Origin of the sequence: Idiomarina sp. ST20R2A10 (assembly GCF_051842345.1) — a bacterium.
Classification (GTDB): domain Bacteria; phylum Pseudomonadota; class Gammaproteobacteria; order Enterobacterales; family Alteromonadaceae; genus Idiomarina; species Idiomarina loihiensis.
Window position 1 is genome coordinate 496,288 of sequence record NZ_JBNIEY010000001.1, and the last position, 20,106, is coordinate 516,393.

Here is a 20,106-nt window from a genome sequence, read left to right on the forward strand (position 1 = left end):
TGCTATTTTTACTGAGCAGTAAATAGTGAGTCTAACGTTAGGCCTTGCTGTTTTAACGAATCGCGTAATTTACGCAGAGCTTCCACTTGTATCTGCCGGACTCGCTCACGCGTAAGGCCTATTTCACGACCAACATCCTCCAGAGTCGAAGGCTCATAGCCCATCAGTCCAAAGCGGCGAGCCAGTACCTCACGTTGTTTCTGATTTAGCGACTGCAACCATTCGGTGATATTCCCTTTCAGGTTTTCATCCTGCAAGACACCTTCCGGTCCGGTATCAGCATCATCGGTGAGGATATCCAACAAGGCTTTGTCGTTATCACCGCCTATAGGCGTATCTACCGAACCAATGCGTTCATTCAGACGCAACATTTTAGTGATATCACCCACGGGCTTATTGAGGCTTTTAGCAATGTCTTCGGCGGTTGGCTCGTGATCCAGTTTATGCGCAAGTTCACGGGCAGCACGAAGATACACGTTAAGCTCTTTAACGACGTGAATCGGCAGTCTAATGGTGCGCGTCTGGTTCATAATTGCGCGCTCAATAGTTTGTCGTATCCACCAGGTAGCGTAAGTTGAGAAGCGGAACCCGCGTTCAGGGTCGAATTTTTCAACCGCCCGGATAAGGCCGAGGTTACCTTCTTCAACTAAATCTAATAAAGGCAGTCCCCGATTAGAATAGCGACGGGCAATTTTAACAACCAACCTCAGATTACTCTCAATCATACGACGGCGGGCTGCCTTGTCGCCTTTTAACGCACGACGGGAATAAAAGACTTCCTCTTCAGCAGTCAGTAACGGAGAGAAACCAATTTCTCCCAGGTATAGCTGCGTCGCGTCCATCTTCTTTTGATACTGAGTTGAAGACGATGATAACGCTTCTTCCAGCTCATCTGCTGCACTGTCCGTGCTATCTACAATAGATTCTTCTTCATTAGCTTCGACGTTTTCAACTGCTTCTTCCTTTATACGGCTCATAACAAGCTCCTGTTATACTGAACACCGTGTTACAACACACGTCGACTTCCTTATCTTGTTATTATTATTCCCACATGACTAGCGAGATTTGGGTAAGTAATGCCTCGGATTGACCGACTTACCACGGAAACGAACTTCAAAATGCAATTTCACCCGAGAACTACCGGAGTCTCCCATACGTCCGATAGTCTCACCTACGTCCACCCATTCCTTTTCCTTCACCAGAATGTCTTCGTTGTGAGCGTAGGCAGTAATAAAATCATCGTTATGTTTCAAAATGATTAAATTACCAAACCCGTGCAATGCGCTTCCAACATAAACCACTTTTCCTGCCGCCGCAGCGTTAACTGAGTCCCCCCTGCTACCGGCAAAATCTATTCCTTTATTGCCTTGTTCACGCAACGAGAAATCGGCTATTATTTTCCCCGATGAAGGCCAACGCCAAATAATATTATTATTGCTCGGTAGCGCCACTTCAGGCCGTTCAATTCGCTGTCTCGGCTGGCTATTGCTACCCTTATCGGTTTGTTTTGCAACCGTTTTTCTTGTGCTTGTTTTTTGACCATACCCTTTCTGTTTCTTATTAGCAACGGGCGTTTTTATATTATTTTGTGCGTTATCAGAGGCTTTTTTATTCTGTTTAGCACTAGCTGTTCGCTGTGCCTTTCTGGCTGTGGTGGTACCTCGTTGTGGCACGCTTTCCAGACTCAACTTTTGTCCCGGATAAATAGTGTAAGGTTTTTGTAAATTATTGATTTGGGCAATATCCTGGACATCCAGGTTAGCCCGGAAGGCTATTGAGTAGAGTGTTTCTCCGGGCTGAACTTCATACTCTTTGTCGTTAATTGAGTTGGCTTCAAAATCGAGGTAAGTTTTTCCAGTATAAAGCTCTTCGACTGGAGCAGGTGCCGACCGGCCACTGCAGGCCTGCAGTAGAATTATGGCAAACACCAATAATACAGATTGTTTAATTGCCCCGGACGATGCCAACATCATTTATACCAACTGCGCTATTACGTATCCAATAATAACCAGTATTACCAGTGTCCAGCCGATGCGGTCAACATATTCACGAAGTTTTACGCCCATTTCAGGGCCACCAGTACGCAACAACCAGGCCACCAGATAAAAGCGCATACCGCGACTGATAGCCGATGCAATAACAAAGGGAAAAAAAGCTATCTGCATAACCCCGGCAGTTACAGTAAACAGTTTATAAGGAATGGGGGAAAAGCCTGCAATAAACACTATCCAAACGCCCCAGTCTGAGAACCAGCCCTGAACGGTGAGAAGTTTCGATTCATACCCCAGTGCCTCAACTGCCGGCAGCACTAAAGACTCATACGCCCAATAACCCAGAAAATACCCTAAAATTCCGCCTGCGACTGAGGTAACTGTGGTCAGAAACGCTAATCGCCACGCCCTTTTAGGTTGAGTCATTGCCATTGGCGCCAGCATGACATCCGGTGGAATAGGAAATATCACCGATTCTGCAAAACTCAACAGACCAAGAATAATGTCTGCTCTGGGGTGCTGAGTCCAGGATAATACTTTATCGTACAGTGCGGAGAACAACTTCAAACGACATCTCCCTTAACTAAAGGCACGAAACGCACATCACCAATACGTTGTTGCTCCAGCGAGTCACCAAAGCGACGCATAACTACCAGGCTCTGCGACTGGTTCTGCTCGCCGACCGGAATAATCATCACGCCGCCGTCGGCAAGCTGATCGACTAAATCCTGAGGTATGTCGCTGGCAGCTGCGGTAACAATAATACCGTCGAACGGCCCTTTGCTGCGCCAGCCTTTCCAGCCATCACCATGACGCATGGCAACATTATGTAAGTCCAACTGCCGCATACGTCGCTTGGCCTGATACTGCAACGTAGCAATACGCTCAACACTGAAAACCTTATCAACCAGTTGAGCCAGAACCGCCGTCTGATAACCCGACCCCGTGCCTATCTCCAGCACATTTTTACAATGATGCTGCATTAATAACTGCGTCATTGTTGCCACCATTAACGGCTGCGAAATGGTCTGCCCATTACCAATGGGTAACGCCGTATTTTCATAGGCTTTATGAGCTAATGACTCGGGCATAAACAGATGTCTTGGGGTTTCAGATATCACCCGTAAAACCTCTTTGTTGGTAATACCGAGATCCTCTAATTGTTGAATCAGTCGCTTAACCCGCGACTGCCCATTACTAATCATCATTTTTGTTGTTCTAACCAGTCTGTCAGTGTATCGGTGTGGCGTTGAGCCGTCATATCCAGGCTTAACGGTGTAATTGAGATATAACCTTCATGAATCGCGGTAAAGTCGGTATTAGGCTCATCACTTGCATGATGCCCAATGGGTCCATACCAAAAGATTTCGCTGCCAAAAGGGTCACGGTCGTGAACCATAGTCTCTGCGCGATGCCGACGTCCCAATTTAGTCACCCGGGTACCTTTTAACTTATCGTAGGTCGTGTAAGGCACATTGATATTCAGTACCGTATCAAGCCGCAGCGGATCGTTTTCCATATTTGCGACAATTTCTGCCACGACCCGCCCGGCGGTATCATAGTAGTCGTGTCCACGACCACCCATCGATACTGCAATGGCAGGCAGTCCCATAAAGCGCCCTTCCATCGCTGCCGCCACCGTGCCTGAGTACAACACATCGTCACCCATATTAGGGCTGTCATTAATACCCGACACGACTAAATCTACGTCTTCAGCCATCGGCGAGTTAGTGCCTAAATGAACACAGTCTGTGGGCGTACCATTAACAGAATAGAAACCATTATCCAGCCGACGCACCCGCAAAGGATTATGTAAGGTTAACGAATTACTGGCACCACTGCAGTTACGGTCCGGAGCTATCACTCGTACATCTGCCACTTCTTTTAAAGCCTGGTACAACGCGAGAATACCCGGCGCATGCACGCCGTCATCATTACTTAATAAAATTTTCATCATCTGGATTCACCACTTAAGTCGACAATTTCATTCAATACGGTTGTTGCATAAGCACCGGACGGAAGCGTAAAGCGAAGCTCTGCGTCCTTGCCCTGCCAACTAATTTCGGGGTTTTCTACGCGCAACAAAATAGTCCGGCGAGCCGCCTCTACGCGCAGCTTTCTGAGCGCCTGTAACCAACTATCGAACGGTTGTAATAAACTTTGTTCAAAGGCGTCGGCTTCCCCTTTCACTAAGGGTTTATTTGTGCTTCCTGCTAGAGGTGCCGTTAAGTAAATATTGTTATTTGCCAGCCGCTGTTTAAGTTCGTCGTCCCATTGCTCTACGGTAAAAACCGACTGCGAGCCTTCCAGCATGACACAATCACCAGTCAAAGTTCCTTCTATACCAAACTGACGTATTCGCTCAGCTACTATCTCGTTGAATAAATAGCTGCGCAGTGCAGACAAATAAAGGCTTCGCTTGCTGCGGCTGATACGCGGAGGGCGGCTCGCCATAAGCCAGCGCTCAGCTTGTGCAACGTTATCTCCGCTGCGGCCAAAGCGCTGTTCGCCAAAATAATTTATTACGCCCTGCTCACTCACACCTTGCCAGAGGTTTTCAAGTGCCTCGCGGGAGCTGACATTAGCTAACCTGATAACGAAGCGGTTCGCACGGTGAAACCCCGTCTTTAATTTCTTGGTTCTGCGTATTACTCGCTCAACTGACATTTCTTCATCGTTTAACTCATTCCAGTTAAGCGTTTCTTTGCCGGGTAGTTGAATGGAAAACCATTGCCAGGTCACTGCCTGGCGATCTTTTAATCCGGAATAACTGACATTTCTTTCTGATACTCCGGCAAACCGGGCTATTTTTTCTGCACAAAAATTTGTATTAGCCCCGGTTTTTCTAACCCAAAGCCACTGGTGCTCACCTTCACCGTCATCAATAACATCCAACTGCTCAATAACCTGAAAATCTTCCGGCGTTTGTTTAAATTCGGCCTGCGGTCTGTCGCCTTTATGTAAACGCGGTAAATCAGCCAAAGACACTTGTGAGGGTGCCAACATTAAAATGACTCCATCAGAACCACAGCATGACAGGCAATACCCTCTTCACGCCCCACAAAGCCTAATTTTTCTGTCGTTGTCGCTTTGACATTCACATTGTCGATGCAGGTTTTTAAACACTGGGCAATGCTGGCCCGCATATCGTCAATATGTGGTGCCATTTTCGGAGCCTGAGCTACAATGGTTACGTCAATGTTACCCGTCTTAAACTCTTTTTCCTGACATAGACTTACGGCATGACTCAGCAATTCGGCACTATCCGCCCCGGCATAGCGTTCATCGGTATCAGGAAAGTGCTGGCCAATATCACCTAACGCTAAAGCGCCTAATACCGCGTCGGTGACAGCATGCAGAACAACATCTCCGTCGGAATGAGCGACAAGTCCCTGATGATGCTCAATTTCAACACCACCTAAAATCAAAGGCTTATCAGAGCCCCAACGATGAACGTCATAACCATGACCAACACGGATTTTCATGAACGATGCCCTCTTTAATTTTTATGATCATTATTGTCCGCTAATAACCAGTCGCGAACACATTCAAAATCTTCCGGGTGAGTCACTTTTAAGTTGCGGATAGAGCCAGGAATAAGCGCCGGCTGGAAACCACACCACTGCATAGCAGAAGCTTCATCAGTTAACTGAGGGTTTAATGCCCCCATATGCTCTATGGCTTGTTGTAAACGCTCTGCATTAAAAACTTGTGGTGTCTGTGCCTGCCACAACGCTTCCCGATCAACACTGGATTCTATATGGGTAACGCCGGTTTCATCATTAACAGAGATAACAGCGCGTTTTAAGGAGTCTCTTACCGGAATGGCAAGAATTGCGCCTTGAGGATCCTTTAAGCCGGTATTAATGACCGCTGTTAGTGCCGTTTTAGGTAAGCATGGGCGTGCCGCGTCATGTACCAGCACATGGGTAGCCCCTTGCGAAACAGCAACTTTAACTCCAGCCAATACGGATTCAGCGCGGCTGTTGCCGCCTGTCACAAAATGAACCTTTGTTGGCAGGCTCTTTTTAAGTTCAATAAGGTATTCAGCATTAGAGTCAGAAACCGCAACGAAAACCTGTTCAACCCGCGCATCCTTTAATACGGCTTCGATGCTGTACTCCAGCAAAGTCCGGTTAGCGACCATCAGAAACTGCTTAGGGATGTTAGCCTGCATCCGGCTTCCGCTGCCAGCTGCAGGGATCACAGCCATTAACGAATCAATCTGGCTTTGTGCGTGGCTTTCAGACTCACTCTTCATCTCGCTCACCCGCTCAGGCTATGGATTACGATCAGGTACAAGACGGAAGAAAACTTCATCCTTTTTTACCATCCCTAGTTCGTTACGGGCACGCTCCTCCAGCGCATCCTCCCCTTCGCGCAAATCTTCAATATCTGCGTAAATGAGTTGATTACGTCTTTCCAGATTTTCATTCGTATTTTTCTGATTGCTGACTTCTTGCTGCAACCGCCAATAATCCGGTAGGCTATTTTTGCCAAACCACAGACGGTATTGTAACGCAAGGAACAAGGCCAACAACACGACCAGAGTCACCCTCATGCTCAGCTCCGTTGTTTTTCCTGTTATCATTATGAAGACTATTGACGTGACTGAAAAGCCGTTTTCAGCATTATAAGACAAAAGAGGTTCATTTGGAGTATTTCGCTGCCGCAATAGTATTTTTCTTCGCAGCTTTGGTTCAGGGGGTAAGCGGTTTTGGCTCCGGTTTGTTAGCCGTCCCAATTCTGGCGCTGTGGTTCCCTATTAGCGTACTTACGCCTGCACTGTCTGTCATTAATATCGTGATTGGCGGCTGGATCTACTGGAAAAACAGAGAGGCGGCTCGCCCATCTCAGTGGAAATGGTTAATTTTTTCAGGCGTCATTGCTTCTCTGGTATCGGGATCTTTGCTGTTAAGCGTAAACGAACAGTTTATTAAACTGATTCTTGGTTTTGTCATACTGGCTGTTGCGCTCGCTTTGGCTAGCGGTAAACAACTCCCTACTGCTGAACATGCGCCCGGACATATTGCGGTAGGTACAGGCTCTGGCTTGCTCAACGGGTTAATGACATTAGGCGGGCCTCCTATTGTTTTATTTCTGGCCAATGCCCGTATCCCAAAACAACAGTTTCGCGCTACACTCAGTCTGTTTTTCTGCTGCATTGCCATGGCAAACGTCGCTAACTTCTCACGCCAGTCTATTTACGCAGAGCCCCATCTCTATCTGGTACTCGCTTTACTACCTTGTGCGCTTATAGGCGCCAGCGTGGGACAAAGACTTCAACAGCATGTATCAGAACAACGTTTTAGACAATTTACTCTGGCACTAATGATACTTTCGGGACTCAGTGTCGTATTGCAAAGTATTAAATAGTTTTAGTACTCCCGCCAACGGCTCTGGTAAAATTAAATTTATGCTTGAAACCCTGTACGCATTTTTCGATTTGGGTCAATTTTCCCAGTCCCCTATAAATGGCTCCCATAACCCGGGGTTAGTCATACTCTCCTATTGTGTCGCGCTGCTAGCTTCTTATACCGCGATACTCACACTGGAACGTGTACAAATATATCAGGCTAAGGTTGCTCGCTACAGTTGGTTAATTGTCAGCGCAGTTATCTCTGGCGTTGGTGTCTGGAGTATGCATTTTATTGGCATGCTGGCTTTTGAGCTTCACCTGCCCATGAGTCATAGCGTGTTGTTAACGCTTATTTCAGTTGTTCCTGCCATTGTCGGCAGCTTTATAGCAATGAAAATTCAAATGTCTTTGTCATCGGTGCGTGCAACACTCATCGCCGGAACTGTTTTGGGCGCCGGTATTGGCCTGATGCACTATACCGGAATGGCTGCAATGGAAATGTCAGCTCACCTTCGTTATGACCCTCTCTGGTTTGTACTTTCGGTATTTGTCGCCGTATCGTTGGGCATCATAGCTTTATTGGCATATCGCCATTATAAAAAATCGGAAAGAACCAGCTGGTTCAGGCGCAGAAGCGCACAAATTGTTGTTGCCGCCATTATTGCTCTGGCTATTTCTGGTATGCACTATACCGCCATGATAGCAGCCAATTTTTACCCTACCCGGGCACCCGATGCGGTATTCAGCGGCCATGGCAACTGGCTGGCTTACGTTGTCGGAATTGGCTCGTGCTTAACCGCTATAATGGCCATTATAGCCTCTCAGATAGACAGACGCTTGCAACAACAGCAAAAGTTAGCCCAAATGTCTGCAGAGCAACTTTATGAAGTTATTAGTGCCATAGATGACGGCTTGCTGCTATTCGACGAACACAACCGTGTTTTGTTAGCGAATCAGGCATTTACGCGACTTACCGGAGATGACCTGGAACGAATAAAAGGCAGTAAACTCAATATTGAAGACTATATTGAGCGCTCAGATAAGTTACTGGAGAATATTAAGAACTCACTAGCCCGCAGAGTTGCCTGGCAAGGTAAAGTTAATGTAAGAAAACGTTCTGGTACGACTTTCCCTGTTCGCTTAAGTATTTCAAAAGTACGCTATAACCAACAGAAAGAACGACATTTTGTAGCAACGGTCACAGACATTAGTGCAGAAGTTGAATCCAGTGAACGTATTCGTTATCTGGCTTACAACGATGCGTTAACCGGGTTAGCGAACCGCCGCTCTTTGTTGGATCATTTGCAAGATCAGCTCGCAACTTATAAAGAAGCAGGCCAAAACGGCGCGTTAATTCTCTGTGATATCGATAAATTTAAAATACTGAATAACACCCTGGGTTCGGATATGGGTGATTTACTGTTAAAACGCGTGGCAGAAAGGCTGCAAAGTTCGACGAAAGCCAACTCATTCCTGGCGCGTTTGAGCGCGAACGAATTCGCGGTCGTGCTAACCGGACTTGAGCGTGGTAATTCAGTCAATATAAAACAGCAATTGCTGACCCGAATTTATCAATTGCTGGATCAACTGCAACAGCCCTATCAGCTCAACAGCTACACGCACCTTTGCTCCTTTAGCGCAGGCGCTTCCTTGTTTGACGACAGCGAATCAAATGCTGAAACCTTAATGACCCAGTCAGGCCTGGCATTATCTCACTCAAAACGCAAAGGTACGGGAGAAGTCTCACTGTTTCGTCAGGAGTTTGCTGATGCAGTAAGTAAGCGAGTCAAACTGGAAGAGCAACTGCGTAATGCAATAAAACAGAACGAATTCGAACTTTATCTGCAACCTCAGGTAAATATTGAGTCAAAGCCCACCGGAGCTGAGGCGCTCATCCGCTGGAAACAAAGTGATGGCCGCTTTGTTTCTCCTGCTGACTTCATTCCTTTAGCCGAGGAAACCGGCTTAATTGTTCCTTTAGGGTACTGGATTACTGAGCGTGCCTGCCAAATTCTCCAGCAATGGCAACAGAGCCCTGAAAAAGCAAAGATGCAACTGTCGATTAACGTCAGTGCCAAACAGTTTCAGCAGCCCGAGTTTGTTGAGCAGGTTCAACTTCTGGTAGAGAAGTACGAGATACGGCCTCATCGGTTAAAGCTAGAGCTCACTGAGAGTTTGCTGATGGATGACATTTCCAGCGTAACCAATAAAATAAAGCAATTAAAGCGCCTTGGGATTGAGTTCGCACTGGATGACTTCGGTACGGGTTACTCGTCGCTTTCTTATCTTATGCAAATTCCGTTCGACACCCTGAAAATTGACGTATCTTTCGTACGTAACATGCTGGATAGTATGGAAAAGGCTCAAATTGTTTACACTATTATTCAGCTAGGAGAAAGCCTTAAACTGAATATTGTTGCTGAGGGAGTAGAAACCGAAGAACAGTTTAATTATTTGGCGCGACTAAATTGCGATACCTTTCAAGGTTACCTGTTCAGCAAACCCGTACCTGAGTCTGAATTTCTGGCAGATAAGACAGCCCCATAGCTTAACGTAACTGGCTGTCTTTACTTCCACGCCGGTTAAAACCCGCTTTGTTTGAGTCCTGCTTGTCGAGTTCCGCCTGACATTCCACACACAGACGAACACCAGGAATCGCTTTGCGCCTGGCCTCCGGAATAGGCTCGCCACATTCTTCGCAAAACTCCAGACTTTCCCCGCCGGTAAGTTTGCTGCGTACACGTTTTACTTCATCTTCGGTACTGGCATCAATTTGTTCCTGTACGGCACCATCGTGCGACCAGCCACCCGCCATATACAACTCCTTAGAAAAATGGAGAACACAAACAGACGCTGAGTCTGATACATTAACTATAACGTAAAAATACATTGCTATTCAGGTTTTACCTATAAGAAACGCCTATGAAACTTATTTATACCCATGAAAACAAACTATTAGTGGAAAACGCCCGTAACCTATTACAAATGGAAGGCATTGAAACAGTTATGAAAAATGAGTTTTCCAGTGGCGCCGCTGGTGATTTAGCGCCATTGGATACCTGGCCTGAATTATGGCTTGTTGATGATACTCAACTCGCTGTCGCAAAAACACTGATTGAAAATATGGAAGAACAAGCGAACGGCCCGGACTGGCGTTGCAATAATTGTCAGGAAATTAACGGAGCCGCTTTTGAAGTATGCTGGAGTTGCGGTAGCCCAGCTTAACCAAATCATACGGAACAAAAGGAGACATAAAATGAACGGAAGTGAAACTTATACAATGGCTTATTGGGGCGTACTCATTGCTCTGGTCATTTTGCTGGTTCAATGGGTTATTGCCAGCGGTCAAAAAGCGAAACAACCCGGTGCCGTTCCGGGTAAAATCGACGACTCACTGAGTCATTCATCTTTTGTGTTTCGTGCTCACCGCACGCTAATGAACTCGTTAGAAAACTATCCGCTGATGCTGGGCACAGTATTTCTGGCCTTCTTCATAGGTGTCAGCGCTTTCTGGACAGGGATATTTATCTGGATTTTCGCTATTGCTCGCTTAATTCACATGGTTCTTTACTACGCCATAGCAACGGAGAAAAACCCCAGCCCCCGCAGCTATTTCTTTATGATTGGGCTAGCAGCTAACGTTGCTTTGCTTATTTTGTGCGGTGTCACTCTGGTTTAAAAGCCGTTAAATTTTTTCTGGGCTGATCACACATCAGCCCATTCTCTTAACAGGTTATGAAACACCTTGGTCAGGCGATCAAAGTTTTCAGACTTACCGTTTGCATCAAATTCAGCTTTCAACGATTGTTCTATATCAAAGAGTAGCTCCCTGTAATTCGGCTGTTTAACCAAGCTTTGCACCCAGCCTATCATTGCCAGCCGGGAACCTTTAGTCACCGGATTAACCCGATGCAGGTAATGGCTCGGATACATAAGAATATCCCCCTGCCCAAGCCGCCAGCTCCGCTCACCACTGGCATCCTCAATAACCAGCTCTCCGCCTTCAAAATCCGATAAGGGTGACAAACCCAGCGTAAAAGAAATATCGGTTCTTACCCCGTTCATCAAGGAATCATCCATGTGAGTACCATAGTACTCTCCCTGCTGATATCGGTTTATAGTCACCCGCGCCACCTGCTTTGGCCGCATAACCGATTGCACCAGAGCGTTTTGCTGAAGCCTGTCCAGCAGCACTTGTGTAGCTGCCTCAGACTTTTTACCCGACAGTTGCTGGTTATTTTTTACATCTTTCGCTGCCCAGCCTGCGGTTTTCTTACCATCACTAAACTGCCCGGCATCAAGGCCTGCAACAATACTCTTTACCGTATCTGTATCTACGGCATTGCTAATTTGTAATATCATTATTCCACACTTCTAACTTGCGAATAGTTATCATTTCTGCAAATATACATGAGTTAACTCTCGCAAAAAAGCATACTAAGGTCTTTATATGTTTGAAAAGAAAAAAGTTTGGCTTGGCGTTGGCAGTGTTCTGGCCACCACCGTAGCAGCATCACAGGTAACAGCAGCGCCACTGACGCAACCGGGCGCGGCACCTTCCATGTTCATGGCTGCCCCTATGGCAGAAGGCGAAATGGCCGCTCCTGAAATTGATTTAAACACCAATGACACGGCGTTTCTGGCTCAGCTCGGTTTTATTCGCGGCCATTTATGGGTGGGAATGAAACTGTACGAGCAAGGCCACATTGAAATGGCTAAAACTCACATGAAACACCCAGGTGACGAGCTCTATAGTGGTCTTACTGAAGCATTTGAAGCACGCGGCTTGCCTGGGTTTGCCGAACCGTTAAATACTCTGGCGGAAAGTGTCATCAATGATAAAGATGAAGACACGGTTATGAACAACTACAAGGCTCTGCTGGACTCTATCAGCGCTAACGAGCCTATTGCTGACATGTCAGCTAAAGACTTCATACTGAGTGTTTCATCAATGCTAATGGTAGCCGCCGACGAGTACGCTATAGGCATTCAAAATGGCGAAGTCACTAATGTTCACGAATATCAAGACGCCATGGGCTTTAAAGAAATTGCGCTTGAACGCTTAAACCGTATTAATGATAAAGAAGCAGAAAAAGCTGAAGAAGCCATTAGCGAAACCCGCAAGGTCATCAGTAACCTTGAAAACCTCTGGCCTACTACTACCCCAGAAGGTGAATTTGAGGGAGATCCGAGTAAAATTTACGGTGCTGCCTCTCGTATTGAACTGGAAGCACGCAGCATTTAATACCTACCAACCTGCATTCGGCTTACTTCTTTTACACATAAAGGAGTAGGCCTGAGTTACCCCTTCATTTCACTCGCAAAAGCTCATTAAAGCAGTATTCTAAAGGCATCTTAAGTCAATTACGAAGGTGTCGTTATGAGCATTCAGTCTCTTTGCAAAATTTCAGTCATTGCCGTGTCATTAGCTGGTTTGTTTATAAGCCAGTCAGCCAACGCAGGCGAAGGCGAAAACGTTTACAAAAAATATTGTCAGGCATGTCATCAACCAAATGGCAAAGGCATGCAGGGCGTATTTCCTCCGCTGGCAGGAAATACAAATATCAAAGATAACCCCGACTACATAGCTAAGACAATTATCAATGGTAAGTCCGGCGCGCTAACCGTTAACGGAACAAATTACAACGGAGCTATGCCGCCCATGGGTTATCTGAAAGACGCCGATATCGCAACCTTAGCTAACTACATCAATACCGATCTTGCAGGCGGCAGTGAGACTATCACAGCCGAAGCCGTTGCCAGTTTGCGTTAAACCTCTTTGTTATCAGTTAAAGGAAAAATCATTATGAAAACTCTAAGCTTATCAATTATCAGTGCCTCTCTTCTGGCTGCTATGGCGTCAGCGTCAGCTCCGGTTCATGCGGAAGAGCTCAGCCTTAAGCACGACAGCGAATATGTCATTGATGGTAAAATCTTTGGATTACCAGAAGCTAAAGTCTACCGCGAAGACTACAACGGCCCGGCGGTTGTTGGCGATTATCTAACTCAGGTTCCAAACATAGCCAAGCTCGACTATGAAGGTAACAAAACTCACGATGTACGCATGGATGTGTTCTCTCAGAAAATAGAAGTAGCACCGGGAGTAACCTATTCGGCCTGGACATTCGGTGGCTCAGTACCCGGCCCGGTATTGCACGTACGTGAAGGTGACCGTGTCATTTTCAAAATGAAAAACCGCTCTGACGAAGAAGTGACTATTACTAAGCCAGTTAAAAATGGTGCTCCGTTCATTCAGCAACTGCAGGCCAACGGTTATCAGAATAACCAGCCAGTCGTTAACCCAATGCCCCACTCTATGGACTTTCATAGTGGCACAGTAGCAGCGGAAGACAAATGGCGTACCATTTCTCCGGGTGAAACTATTGAGTTCGAATGGATAGCCAACTACGCGGGTACTTATATGTATCACTGTGGTACTTCCAGCGTACTCATGCACACAGCTATGGGCCAATACGGCGCCGTTGTGGTATCTCCTAAAGATGGCTACCCAACTGACAAAGACGTTGATAAAGAATTCGTTCTGGTTCAGTCAGAGCACTATTTGGAAGAAGCCTCAGAAGGTAACTACATCTATAACCACGGTGCAGCTTTAGACCGCCAGCCAAGTCATGTGACCTTTAACGGACATGTTGCAGCACTTAGCGACAACCCTTTACGTGCGAACGAAGGTGATCGTGTGCGCTTACATGTGTTAAACGCAGGTCCATCAGGCACTTCCAGCTTCCACGTAATTGGTGCGATTTTCGACCGCGTCTGGTACGAAGGTGACCCGCGTAACGAATGGTATGGCATGCAAACCGTGCTGCTGGGTGCCAGTAACAGCGCAACCATTGAATTTATTGTTCCGGAAGAAGGCATCTATAAGTTGGTCGATCACGAATTTGCTGATGCAGAACGCGGTGCAGCTGGTGCGTTAGTCGCTGGCCCTCGTAAAGAGAAATAAGGGGAAACTTATGGTTAAGTGGCTTGGAGTTGCAGGTGTTTTATTGTCACCCTTAGTGCTCGCCGATCCAGTTCTGATCAATGGTGGTACTTTCGAACCTCCGGTCTTACTGGACAAAGAGCGCCTCAGTATAGAAATGGAAAGTTTCATGCTGGACGCAACCCCTGTCACTAACCAAGAGTTTCTGGAATTTGTCATTGAACAACCTCAGTGGCAGCGAGACAACATCGCTGCCCTATTCCATGATGGAAATTACCTGAAGCATTGGGATGATAATACTGAATTTGCTAAAGGCAAAGACAACGAACCAGTCACTTATGTGTCCTGGTTTGCCGCACGCGAATACTGCTCCGCACAAGGTGGCCGTTTGCCTGGTCTTAACGAGTGGGAGTATGCGTCGGTCAAATATCGCCAACAGCAGAACATCAGCGACGATGATTATGCCCGTAACCTGTTTGCCTGGTACAGCCAGCCACACAGTGCGAAACAACAAACCGTCGACCCAAATGCTGACCAATTGATGCACATGCACGACCGTGTCAATGAATGGGTAGACGACTATCAATTATTATTAACCAACGGCGATGACGTCGATTTGCTCTCCGGCTCATGTGGCGACGGAGCGCGCTTTATGTCGAGTTTTAGTAACGCCAATTACGCCACATTTTTCCGTTATCAGTCACGCAGTGATTACGCCCCGCAAAGTGCGACCAGCACTATGGGTTTTCGTTGCGCATACGACCTGGAGAACGACCATGAATAAATTGCTAAAATTGACAGCCCTGGCCTCTTTGATCTTTGTTGTCCAGTCTTTTGCGCAGGATCACTCGCATCACAATATGCACAAGAATCAGACAGCTAACGACCACAGCAATCATACGGCAATGAACGCAGCAGAGGTCTCTCACTCCGAGTCGGTATACCAGATAGATGCTACCTGGAACACGCATAAGAATAGCCAACTCAAGCTTTCAGAACTTGAAGGTCATCCCGTTATTCTTTCCATGATTTATGGCAGTTGCACCACCGCCTGCCCAGTGTTGGTTCATGACGTAAAACGCTTATACAGCAAGCTGGACGAAGACACTAAACAGCAAGTTAAGCTCGTTATGGTGAGTTTTGACACCGATCGCGATACACCCGAGGCACTCGCTGACTATGTTAAGCAGTATCAACTTAACAACGACAACTGGCTGTTTCTGAACGGTTCGGAGCAGGATATCAGAACCTTAGCTACAGTACTTGGCGTGAGGTATCGACAGCGTCCGGACGGTGATTTTGATCACAGCAATTTGATCACTATTCTCGATAAACAAGGGCTTATTGTTGAACGCATAGAAGGCCTAAGCCAGCCAATGGAGAAGCCAGCTAACGTTGTCGCTAAACTGGTTAACGATTAACAGCGGTTGCATTCGCTCTAAGATTTTGTTCCACTAAAAAGGAATCTTGTCGGAGTGCCGGTAGCTTTCTTAATGAAGTTACCGGCTGAGACCGCAATTGCGGGATCCGTTGAACCTGATCAGGCTAATACCTGCGAAGGGAACAAGAGAGCATCAGCATGACACGACCGTTGTTTCTGCGCTGATGTTCCTTTCAACACTCCTGACAAGCATCTCTAACATCAACAAAATGAGAGAATGCTATGTCAACTGCACCATCGAATAACCGTTTAAACCGCCAACAGGCTGAATCTTTTTTATCATCGCTATCCGGGCATTATTACCCTAATTCCAGCCGTGAATTTCTGTCCGGTAACAACGATATCCAGGTACCCTTTCGTCGCATTCACCTTAGCGAAACCCTGCACCAGCCCACACCGGGCGTGAAGTTACCACCGAACGAGCCGGTGGACGTGTATGATACGTCCAGCGTCTACGGTGACCCGGAAGCTGCAATTGACGTAAAAGTGGGTTTGAAAAAGGTTCGTGAGAACTGGATTCAGCAACGCCACAGCAAGAACCAAGAAGACAATCACGGTATTACTCAACTGGCCTACGCCCGGCGCGGCATCGTTACGCCCGAGATGGAGTTCATTGCACTGCGCGAGAATATGGGGCGGGAGCACCTTGAAAACCCCATAACGTCGGAATTTGTGCGCGACGAAGTCGCCAGTGGACGCGCGATTATTCCCGTTAATACCCACCACCCCGAATCAGAACCAATGATTATTGGCCGCAACTTTTTGGTTAAAGTGAATGCCAACATTGGAAACTCATCGGTCAGTTCGTCTATTGAAGAAGAAGTCGAAAAGCTGGTTTGGGCAACTCGCTGGGGCGCTGATACCGTGATGGACTTATCTACCGGCCGTAATATTCACCAAACCCGGGAATGGATCTTACGCAACAGTCCAGTGCCTATTGGTACTGTGCCTATTTATCAGGCTTTAGAACGGGTCAATGGCGTTGCTGAGGATCTGAGCTGGCCAGTATTTAAAGACGTACTGCTGGAACAGGCTGAGCAAGGTGTGGACTATTTTACGATTCACGCCGGCGTACTGCACGACTTCATTAAACTGACTGCAAAGCGAGTTACCGGCATAGTCTCCCGTGGCGGTTCGATAATGGCGAAATGGTGCATGGCGCACCAGCAAGAAAGTTTTCTTTATCAGCACTTCCGCGATATCTGCAAAATTTGTGCGAAATATGATGTGTCGCTGTCTTTAGGTGACGGCCTGCGCCCCGGTTCCATTGCCGACGCCAACGATGAAGCTCAGTTCGCAGAACTTCGGGTACTAGGCGAGCTGACTCAAATTGCCTGGGAGTACGATGTACAGGTGATGATAGAAGGCCCCGGCCATGTGCCCATGCATAAAATTCAGGAAAACATGGATGAGCAGTTAAAGCACTGTCACGGCGCGCCGTTCTACACCTTAGGGCCGCTAACCACCGATATAGCCCCCGGTTACGACCACATTACCTCAGGTATTGGTGCTGCCATGATTGGAGCATTTGGCTGCGCCATGCTCTGCTATGTTACCCCGAAGGAACACTTAGGCTTGCCTAACAAGGAAGATGTAAAACAGGGGATGATCGCTTACAAAATAGCGGCTCATGCGGCCGATTTAGCCAAAGGACACCCAGGTGCACAGGCGAGGGATGACGCTATGTCAAAAGCCCGCTTCGAATTCCGCTGGGACGATCAATTTAACCTGGCGTTGGACCCGGTTACCGCTCGCAGCTATCACGATGAAACACTGCCTCAGGATTCGAACAAAACCGCGCAGTTTTGCTCCATGTGCGGTCCTAAGTTCTGCTCCATGAAAATTTCTCACGAGGTACGTCAGTACAACCCGGACACTCGCATTGATGTAAAAGTGAAAGACGCGGCGACCGAAGGAGCAGAATGATGTCGGTACCTGTCGTATGGACCATCGCAGGTTCTGACAGCGGCGGTGGCGCAGGCATTCAGGCGGACTTGCACACGTTCCGTAGTCTGAACGTGCATGGCTGCAGTGTCATAAGCACAATTACCGCCCAAAACTCTGTTGCAACCACCGGGTTATTCCCGTTAGCTGCTGACGCCGTTCGTCAGCAGTTGGAATGCCTGCAACAGGACATGCCGCCTGCTGCGATAAAAATTGGGTTGCTTAGTAATGTGCAACAGCTTCAGTGTGTGGCTGACTTTTTAAAGCAATGGTCTGATCCCCTTCCCCAGCCTTTCGTGGTCTGGGATCCGGTGGTTGTCAGCACTCAGCAGGATCGCCTGTCGGAGCTCAAGCCTCAACATTGCGCGGAGTTATTCCCGCTGGTTGATATTATGACACCGAATTTGGATGAACTCAGTTGGTTGAGCGGATTAGAGGTTACTGATGAGGACTCAATGTATCGCGCTGCAGAACAACTCTTTCAGGCCGGACTGTCCCGAATTCTGGTAACAGGCACCGATTTTGGTCGCGCCGATGAAATCTCTGACTATTACCTTAGCTCCGATGGACATACCCAGTACATTCAGCAGAAGTTGAGAACAAAACACAGCCACGGAACAGGCTGCACCTTGTCTTCAGCCATTGCCGCGGCGTTAGCACATGACTATCCACTTGAGGATGCCATAACAGTCGCTAATGCCTACGTGCATCAGGGCCTGATTGAGGCGAAAGGTATAGGCAGAGGACCAGGCCCTGTTGCTCATACACACTGGCCACAGCAAATTGACCATTTTCCAAAGATTAATACGCCGGAGTTGCCCTGTGTTGACCTCCAGTTTCCCAGTCTAGACCAGGAACCCGGATTGTATCCGGTAGTGGATTCTTACGAGTGGATAGAAAAGCTCTTAAAACTGGGCATTAAGACACTGCAACTGCGTATTAAAGATCCTGATGCTCCTCAGTTGGAAACCGCTATTAAAAAAAGCATTCAGCTGGCAGAGAAATATTCAGCGCAGTTGTTTATTAATGACCACTGGCAACTGGCTATTAAGCACAACGCTTATGGCGTGCATTTAGGTCAGGAAGACTTAACCGAGGCTAACCTTCACGCTATTCAGCAAGCAGGGTTGAGGTTGGGCATTTCCACTCACAGCTACACCGAGTTATTAATTGCTCAAGCGTACAAGCCATCTTACATCGCGTTAGGTCATATTTTCCCAACTCAAACCAAGACTATGCCATCCAAACCGCAAGGGCTGCAGCGACTACGCCGCTATGCCGCGTTATTAGCGCCAACGAACATACCGACAGTCGCTATTGGGGGCATTTCTTTAGAGCGCGTAGCTCCCGTAACAGCTACTGGCGTAAACGGAATAGCGGTTGTTAGCGCGATTACTGCTGCCAGAAACGTAGAGCAGGCTGTTCATCAGCTACTAACGGAGATGGAAGCTGAACTCGAGGTTAAAGAAAAGAACGAGGTTGCTCATGCTGAGTAACGAACAACTTCTGCGTTACAGCAGCAACATACTGATGAAAGAAATTGGCGAAACCGGACAACAGCGTTTGCTCAAAAGTCATGTGCTGATTATTGGCTTGGGTGGTCTCGGTTGTCCTGCCAGCCAATATCTGGCGTCATCGGGCGTTGGGCAAATCACACTGGTCGATCACGACACAATAAGTCTCAGCAACTTACAGCGCCAAACACTCTATTCCAGCGACGATATTGGTTTGTCCAAGGCGTGGCAAGCTGGTCATTCTTTGTCGCGGTTAAACCCGGACATTCGTATCACCGCTATTGAAGAAAAGGCCTATGAAGGCAATCTGGACGCGCTCGCCGAACAAGCCGATTTAGTCCTCGACTGCACCGACAATCGCGAGACCCGGTACCTGATCAACCAAAGCTGCTACCGCCTGAACACCCCGCTCATTTCTGCTGCGGCGCGCGGCTTTAACGGGCAACTCATCGCGTTAAATCCGGGGCAATCGCACGGCTGTTATCAGTGCCTTTATCCCGACGCTGTTACCGAGCCTCTGAACTGCAGTAACGCGGGTATAGCCGCTCCTGTTGTGGGCATTATGGGATCCAGTCAGGCGCTACTGGCAATTAATTATTTTACCGGACATAAGCTTGCCTGGGGTTACCTGCAAACCTTCAATGGCTTATCGCAAAACTGGCAACAACTCTATTTACCGCGGGCCGCTTCATGCCCTGTATGCGGAGGTCAAAATGCGCATTCAAATTAATGACAAAGATTTTGAGATCTCTGAGAAAAGCAATTTATCGCAGCTACTGTCTGCTCAGAATGTCGATACCTCGGCCGTTGCCGTCGCTTTAAACGGACAGATTATACACCGGGAACAATGGCAACAAACCGAGCTTAAAAAAAACGATACCATTACACTTGTTCAGGCTGTGGCCGGAGGTTAA

The 20,106-nt window shown here is 47.4% G+C and carries 24 protein-coding genes and 1 riboswitch; of the genes, 13 read left to right on the top strand and 11 right to left on the bottom strand.

Features of this window, described 5'->3' with window-relative positions; genetic code table 11:
• Window positions 1-8 precede the first annotated feature (8 nt).
• From rpoS to ftsB, 9 genes are all read right to left on the bottom strand, one after another.
• On the bottom strand, window positions 9-977 hold the full coding sequence (gene rpoS / locus ACP7H9_RS02405; RefSeq protein ID WP_114981395.1) for an RNA polymerase sigma factor RpoS: 969 nt from the start codon (window positions 975-977) through the stop codon (window positions 9-11).
• A gap of 78 nt (window positions 978-1,055) precedes the next feature.
• Complete coding sequence (locus ACP7H9_RS02410; protein ID WP_114981396.1) at window positions 1,056-1,973, bottom strand: peptidoglycan DD-metalloendopeptidase family protein; 918 nt, start codon at window positions 1,971-1,973, stop codon at window positions 1,056-1,058.
• Window positions 1,974-2,558 carry a YqaA family protein gene (locus tag ACP7H9_RS02415; protein WP_114981397.1) on the bottom strand — a complete coding sequence of 195 codons (585 nt, stop codon included), beginning with the start codon at window positions 2,556-2,558 and terminating at the stop codon, window positions 1,974-1,976.
• Window positions 2,555-3,196, bottom strand: a complete 642-nt coding sequence (locus tag ACP7H9_RS02420; RefSeq protein ID WP_404398985.1) for a protein-L-isoaspartate(D-aspartate) O-methyltransferase — start codon at window positions 3,194-3,196, stop codon at window positions 2,555-2,557. The genes ACP7H9_RS02415 and ACP7H9_RS02420 overlap by 4 nt, the downstream gene beginning before the upstream one ends.
• Window positions 3,196-3,948, bottom strand: a complete 753-nt coding sequence (surE, locus tag ACP7H9_RS02425; protein WP_011234001.1) for a 5'/3'-nucleotidase SurE — start codon at window positions 3,946-3,948, stop codon at window positions 3,196-3,198. Before surE ends, ACP7H9_RS02420 begins: the two co-directional genes overlap by 1 nt.
• Window positions 3,945-4,997: a tRNA pseudouridine(13) synthase TruD gene (truD, locus tag ACP7H9_RS02430; RefSeq protein WP_114981399.1), complete on the bottom strand. Its 1,053-nt coding sequence runs from the start codon at window positions 4,995-4,997 to the stop codon at window positions 3,945-3,947. Before truD ends, surE begins: the two co-directional genes overlap by 4 nt.
• Window positions 4,997-5,476: a 2-C-methyl-D-erythritol 2,4-cyclodiphosphate synthase gene (gene ispF, locus ACP7H9_RS02435; RefSeq protein WP_114981400.1), complete on the bottom strand. Its 480-nt coding sequence runs from the start codon at window positions 5,474-5,476 to the stop codon at window positions 4,997-4,999. The genes truD and ispF overlap by 1 nt, the downstream gene beginning before the upstream one ends.
• A 14-nt stretch (window positions 5,477-5,490) precedes the next feature.
• On the bottom strand, window positions 5,491-6,252 hold the full coding sequence (gene ispD, locus ACP7H9_RS02440; protein ID WP_114981401.1) for a 2-C-methyl-D-erythritol 4-phosphate cytidylyltransferase: 762 nt from the start codon (window positions 6,250-6,252) through the stop codon (window positions 5,491-5,493).
• Between the two features lie 18 nt (window positions 6,253-6,270).
• Window positions 6,271-6,552, bottom strand: a complete 282-nt coding sequence (ftsB, locus tag ACP7H9_RS02445; protein ID WP_011234005.1) for a cell division protein FtsB — start codon at window positions 6,550-6,552, stop codon at window positions 6,271-6,273.
• A 92-nt stretch (window positions 6,553-6,644) separates the two neighbouring features.
• On the opposite strand from ftsB, the gene ACP7H9_RS02450 reads away from it, so the two are divergent.
• Window positions 6,645-7,367, top strand: coding sequence for a sulfite exporter TauE/SafE family protein (locus tag ACP7H9_RS02450; RefSeq protein ID WP_114981402.1), 723 nt, complete (start codon window positions 6,645-6,647; stop codon window positions 7,365-7,367).
• Between the two features lie 40 nt (window positions 7,368-7,407).
• Window positions 7,408-9,897 (top strand): bifunctional diguanylate cyclase/phosphodiesterase, encoded by a 2,490-nt coding sequence (locus tag ACP7H9_RS02455; RefSeq protein ID WP_011234007.1) that lies wholly within the window; start codon window positions 7,408-7,410, stop codon window positions 9,895-9,897.
• Window position 9,898: 1 nt separating this feature from the next.
• Here the strand turns inward: ACP7H9_RS02455 and ACP7H9_RS02460 are convergent, their stop codons facing one another.
• Complete coding sequence (locus ACP7H9_RS02460; protein ID WP_011234008.1) at window positions 9,899-10,165, bottom strand: DksA/TraR family C4-type zinc finger protein; 267 nt, start codon at window positions 10,163-10,165, stop codon at window positions 9,899-9,901.
• A gap of 107 nt (window positions 10,166-10,272) precedes the next feature.
• Between ACP7H9_RS02460 and ACP7H9_RS02465 the strand changes: the two genes are divergently transcribed.
• Both ACP7H9_RS02465 and ACP7H9_RS02470 read left to right on the top strand, forming a co-directional pair.
• Window positions 10,273-10,575 (top strand): putative signal transducing protein, encoded by a 303-nt coding sequence (locus ACP7H9_RS02465; protein ID WP_034820623.1) that lies wholly within the window; start codon window positions 10,273-10,275, stop codon window positions 10,573-10,575.
• A gap of 31 nt (window positions 10,576-10,606) precedes the next feature.
• Window positions 10,607-11,029 carry an MAPEG family protein gene (locus tag ACP7H9_RS02470; RefSeq protein ID WP_011234010.1) on the top strand — a complete coding sequence of 141 codons (423 nt, stop codon included), beginning with the start codon at window positions 10,607-10,609 and terminating at the stop codon, window positions 11,027-11,029.
• Window positions 11,030-11,055: 26 nt separating this feature from the next.
• On the opposite strand, the gene ACP7H9_RS02475 is transcribed toward ACP7H9_RS02470, so the two are convergent.
• Entirely contained in the window at window positions 11,056-11,712 is a 657-nt protein-coding gene (locus ACP7H9_RS02475) for a Fe2+-dependent dioxygenase (RefSeq protein ID WP_034820619.1), read from the bottom strand.
• Window positions 11,713-11,800: 88 nt separating this feature from the next.
• Between ACP7H9_RS02475 and ACP7H9_RS02480 the strand changes: the two genes are divergently transcribed.
• From ACP7H9_RS02480 to thiS, 9 genes are all read left to right on the top strand, one after another.
• Window positions 11,801-12,595 carry a hypothetical protein gene (locus ACP7H9_RS02480; RefSeq protein ID WP_439222147.1) on the top strand — a complete coding sequence of 265 codons (795 nt, stop codon included), beginning with the start codon at window positions 11,801-11,803 and terminating at the stop codon, window positions 12,593-12,595.
• A 135-nt stretch (window positions 12,596-12,730) separates the two neighbouring features.
• Window positions 12,731-13,123, top strand: a complete 393-nt coding sequence (locus ACP7H9_RS02485) for a c-type cytochrome (RefSeq protein ID WP_114981403.1) — start codon at window positions 12,731-12,733, stop codon at window positions 13,121-13,123.
• Between the two features lie 33 nt (window positions 13,124-13,156).
• Entirely contained in the window at window positions 13,157-14,314 is a 1,158-nt protein-coding gene (locus ACP7H9_RS02490; protein WP_114981404.1) for a multicopper oxidase domain-containing protein, read from the top strand.
• 10 nt (window positions 14,315-14,324) lie between these two features.
• On the top strand, window positions 14,325-15,077 hold the full coding sequence (locus ACP7H9_RS02495; RefSeq protein WP_110014050.1) for a formylglycine-generating enzyme family protein: 753 nt from the start codon (window positions 14,325-14,327) through the stop codon (window positions 15,075-15,077).
• On the top strand, window positions 15,070-15,714 hold the full coding sequence (locus ACP7H9_RS02500; RefSeq protein ID WP_114981405.1) for an SCO family protein: 645 nt from the start codon (window positions 15,070-15,072) through the stop codon (window positions 15,712-15,714). Before ACP7H9_RS02495 ends, ACP7H9_RS02500 begins: the two co-directional genes overlap by 8 nt.
• A gap of 40 nt (window positions 15,715-15,754) precedes the next feature.
• Window positions 15,755-15,873: riboswitch (TPP riboswitch) on the top strand.
• Between the two features lie 83 nt (window positions 15,874-15,956).
• The gene (gene thiC, locus ACP7H9_RS02505) at window positions 15,957-17,660 is read left to right on the top strand and encodes a phosphomethylpyrimidine synthase ThiC (RefSeq protein WP_114981407.1); all 1,704 of its coding nucleotides are present in this window, start codon (window positions 15,957-15,959) and stop codon (window positions 17,658-17,660) included.
• On the top strand, window positions 17,657-19,174 hold the full coding sequence (gene thiE / locus ACP7H9_RS02510) for a thiamine phosphate synthase (RefSeq protein WP_227016300.1): 1,518 nt from the start codon (window positions 17,657-17,659) through the stop codon (window positions 19,172-19,174). The genes thiC and thiE overlap by 4 nt, the downstream gene beginning before the upstream one ends.
• Entirely contained in the window at window positions 19,164-19,922 is a 759-nt protein-coding gene (locus ACP7H9_RS02515) for a HesA/MoeB/ThiF family protein (protein WP_114981411.1), read from the top strand. Before thiE ends, ACP7H9_RS02515 begins: the two co-directional genes overlap by 11 nt.
• On the top strand, window positions 19,906-20,106 hold the full coding sequence (thiS, locus tag ACP7H9_RS02520; RefSeq protein ID WP_114981412.1) for a sulfur carrier protein ThiS: 201 nt from the start codon (window positions 19,906-19,908) through the stop codon (window positions 20,104-20,106). Before ACP7H9_RS02515 ends, thiS begins: the two co-directional genes overlap by 17 nt.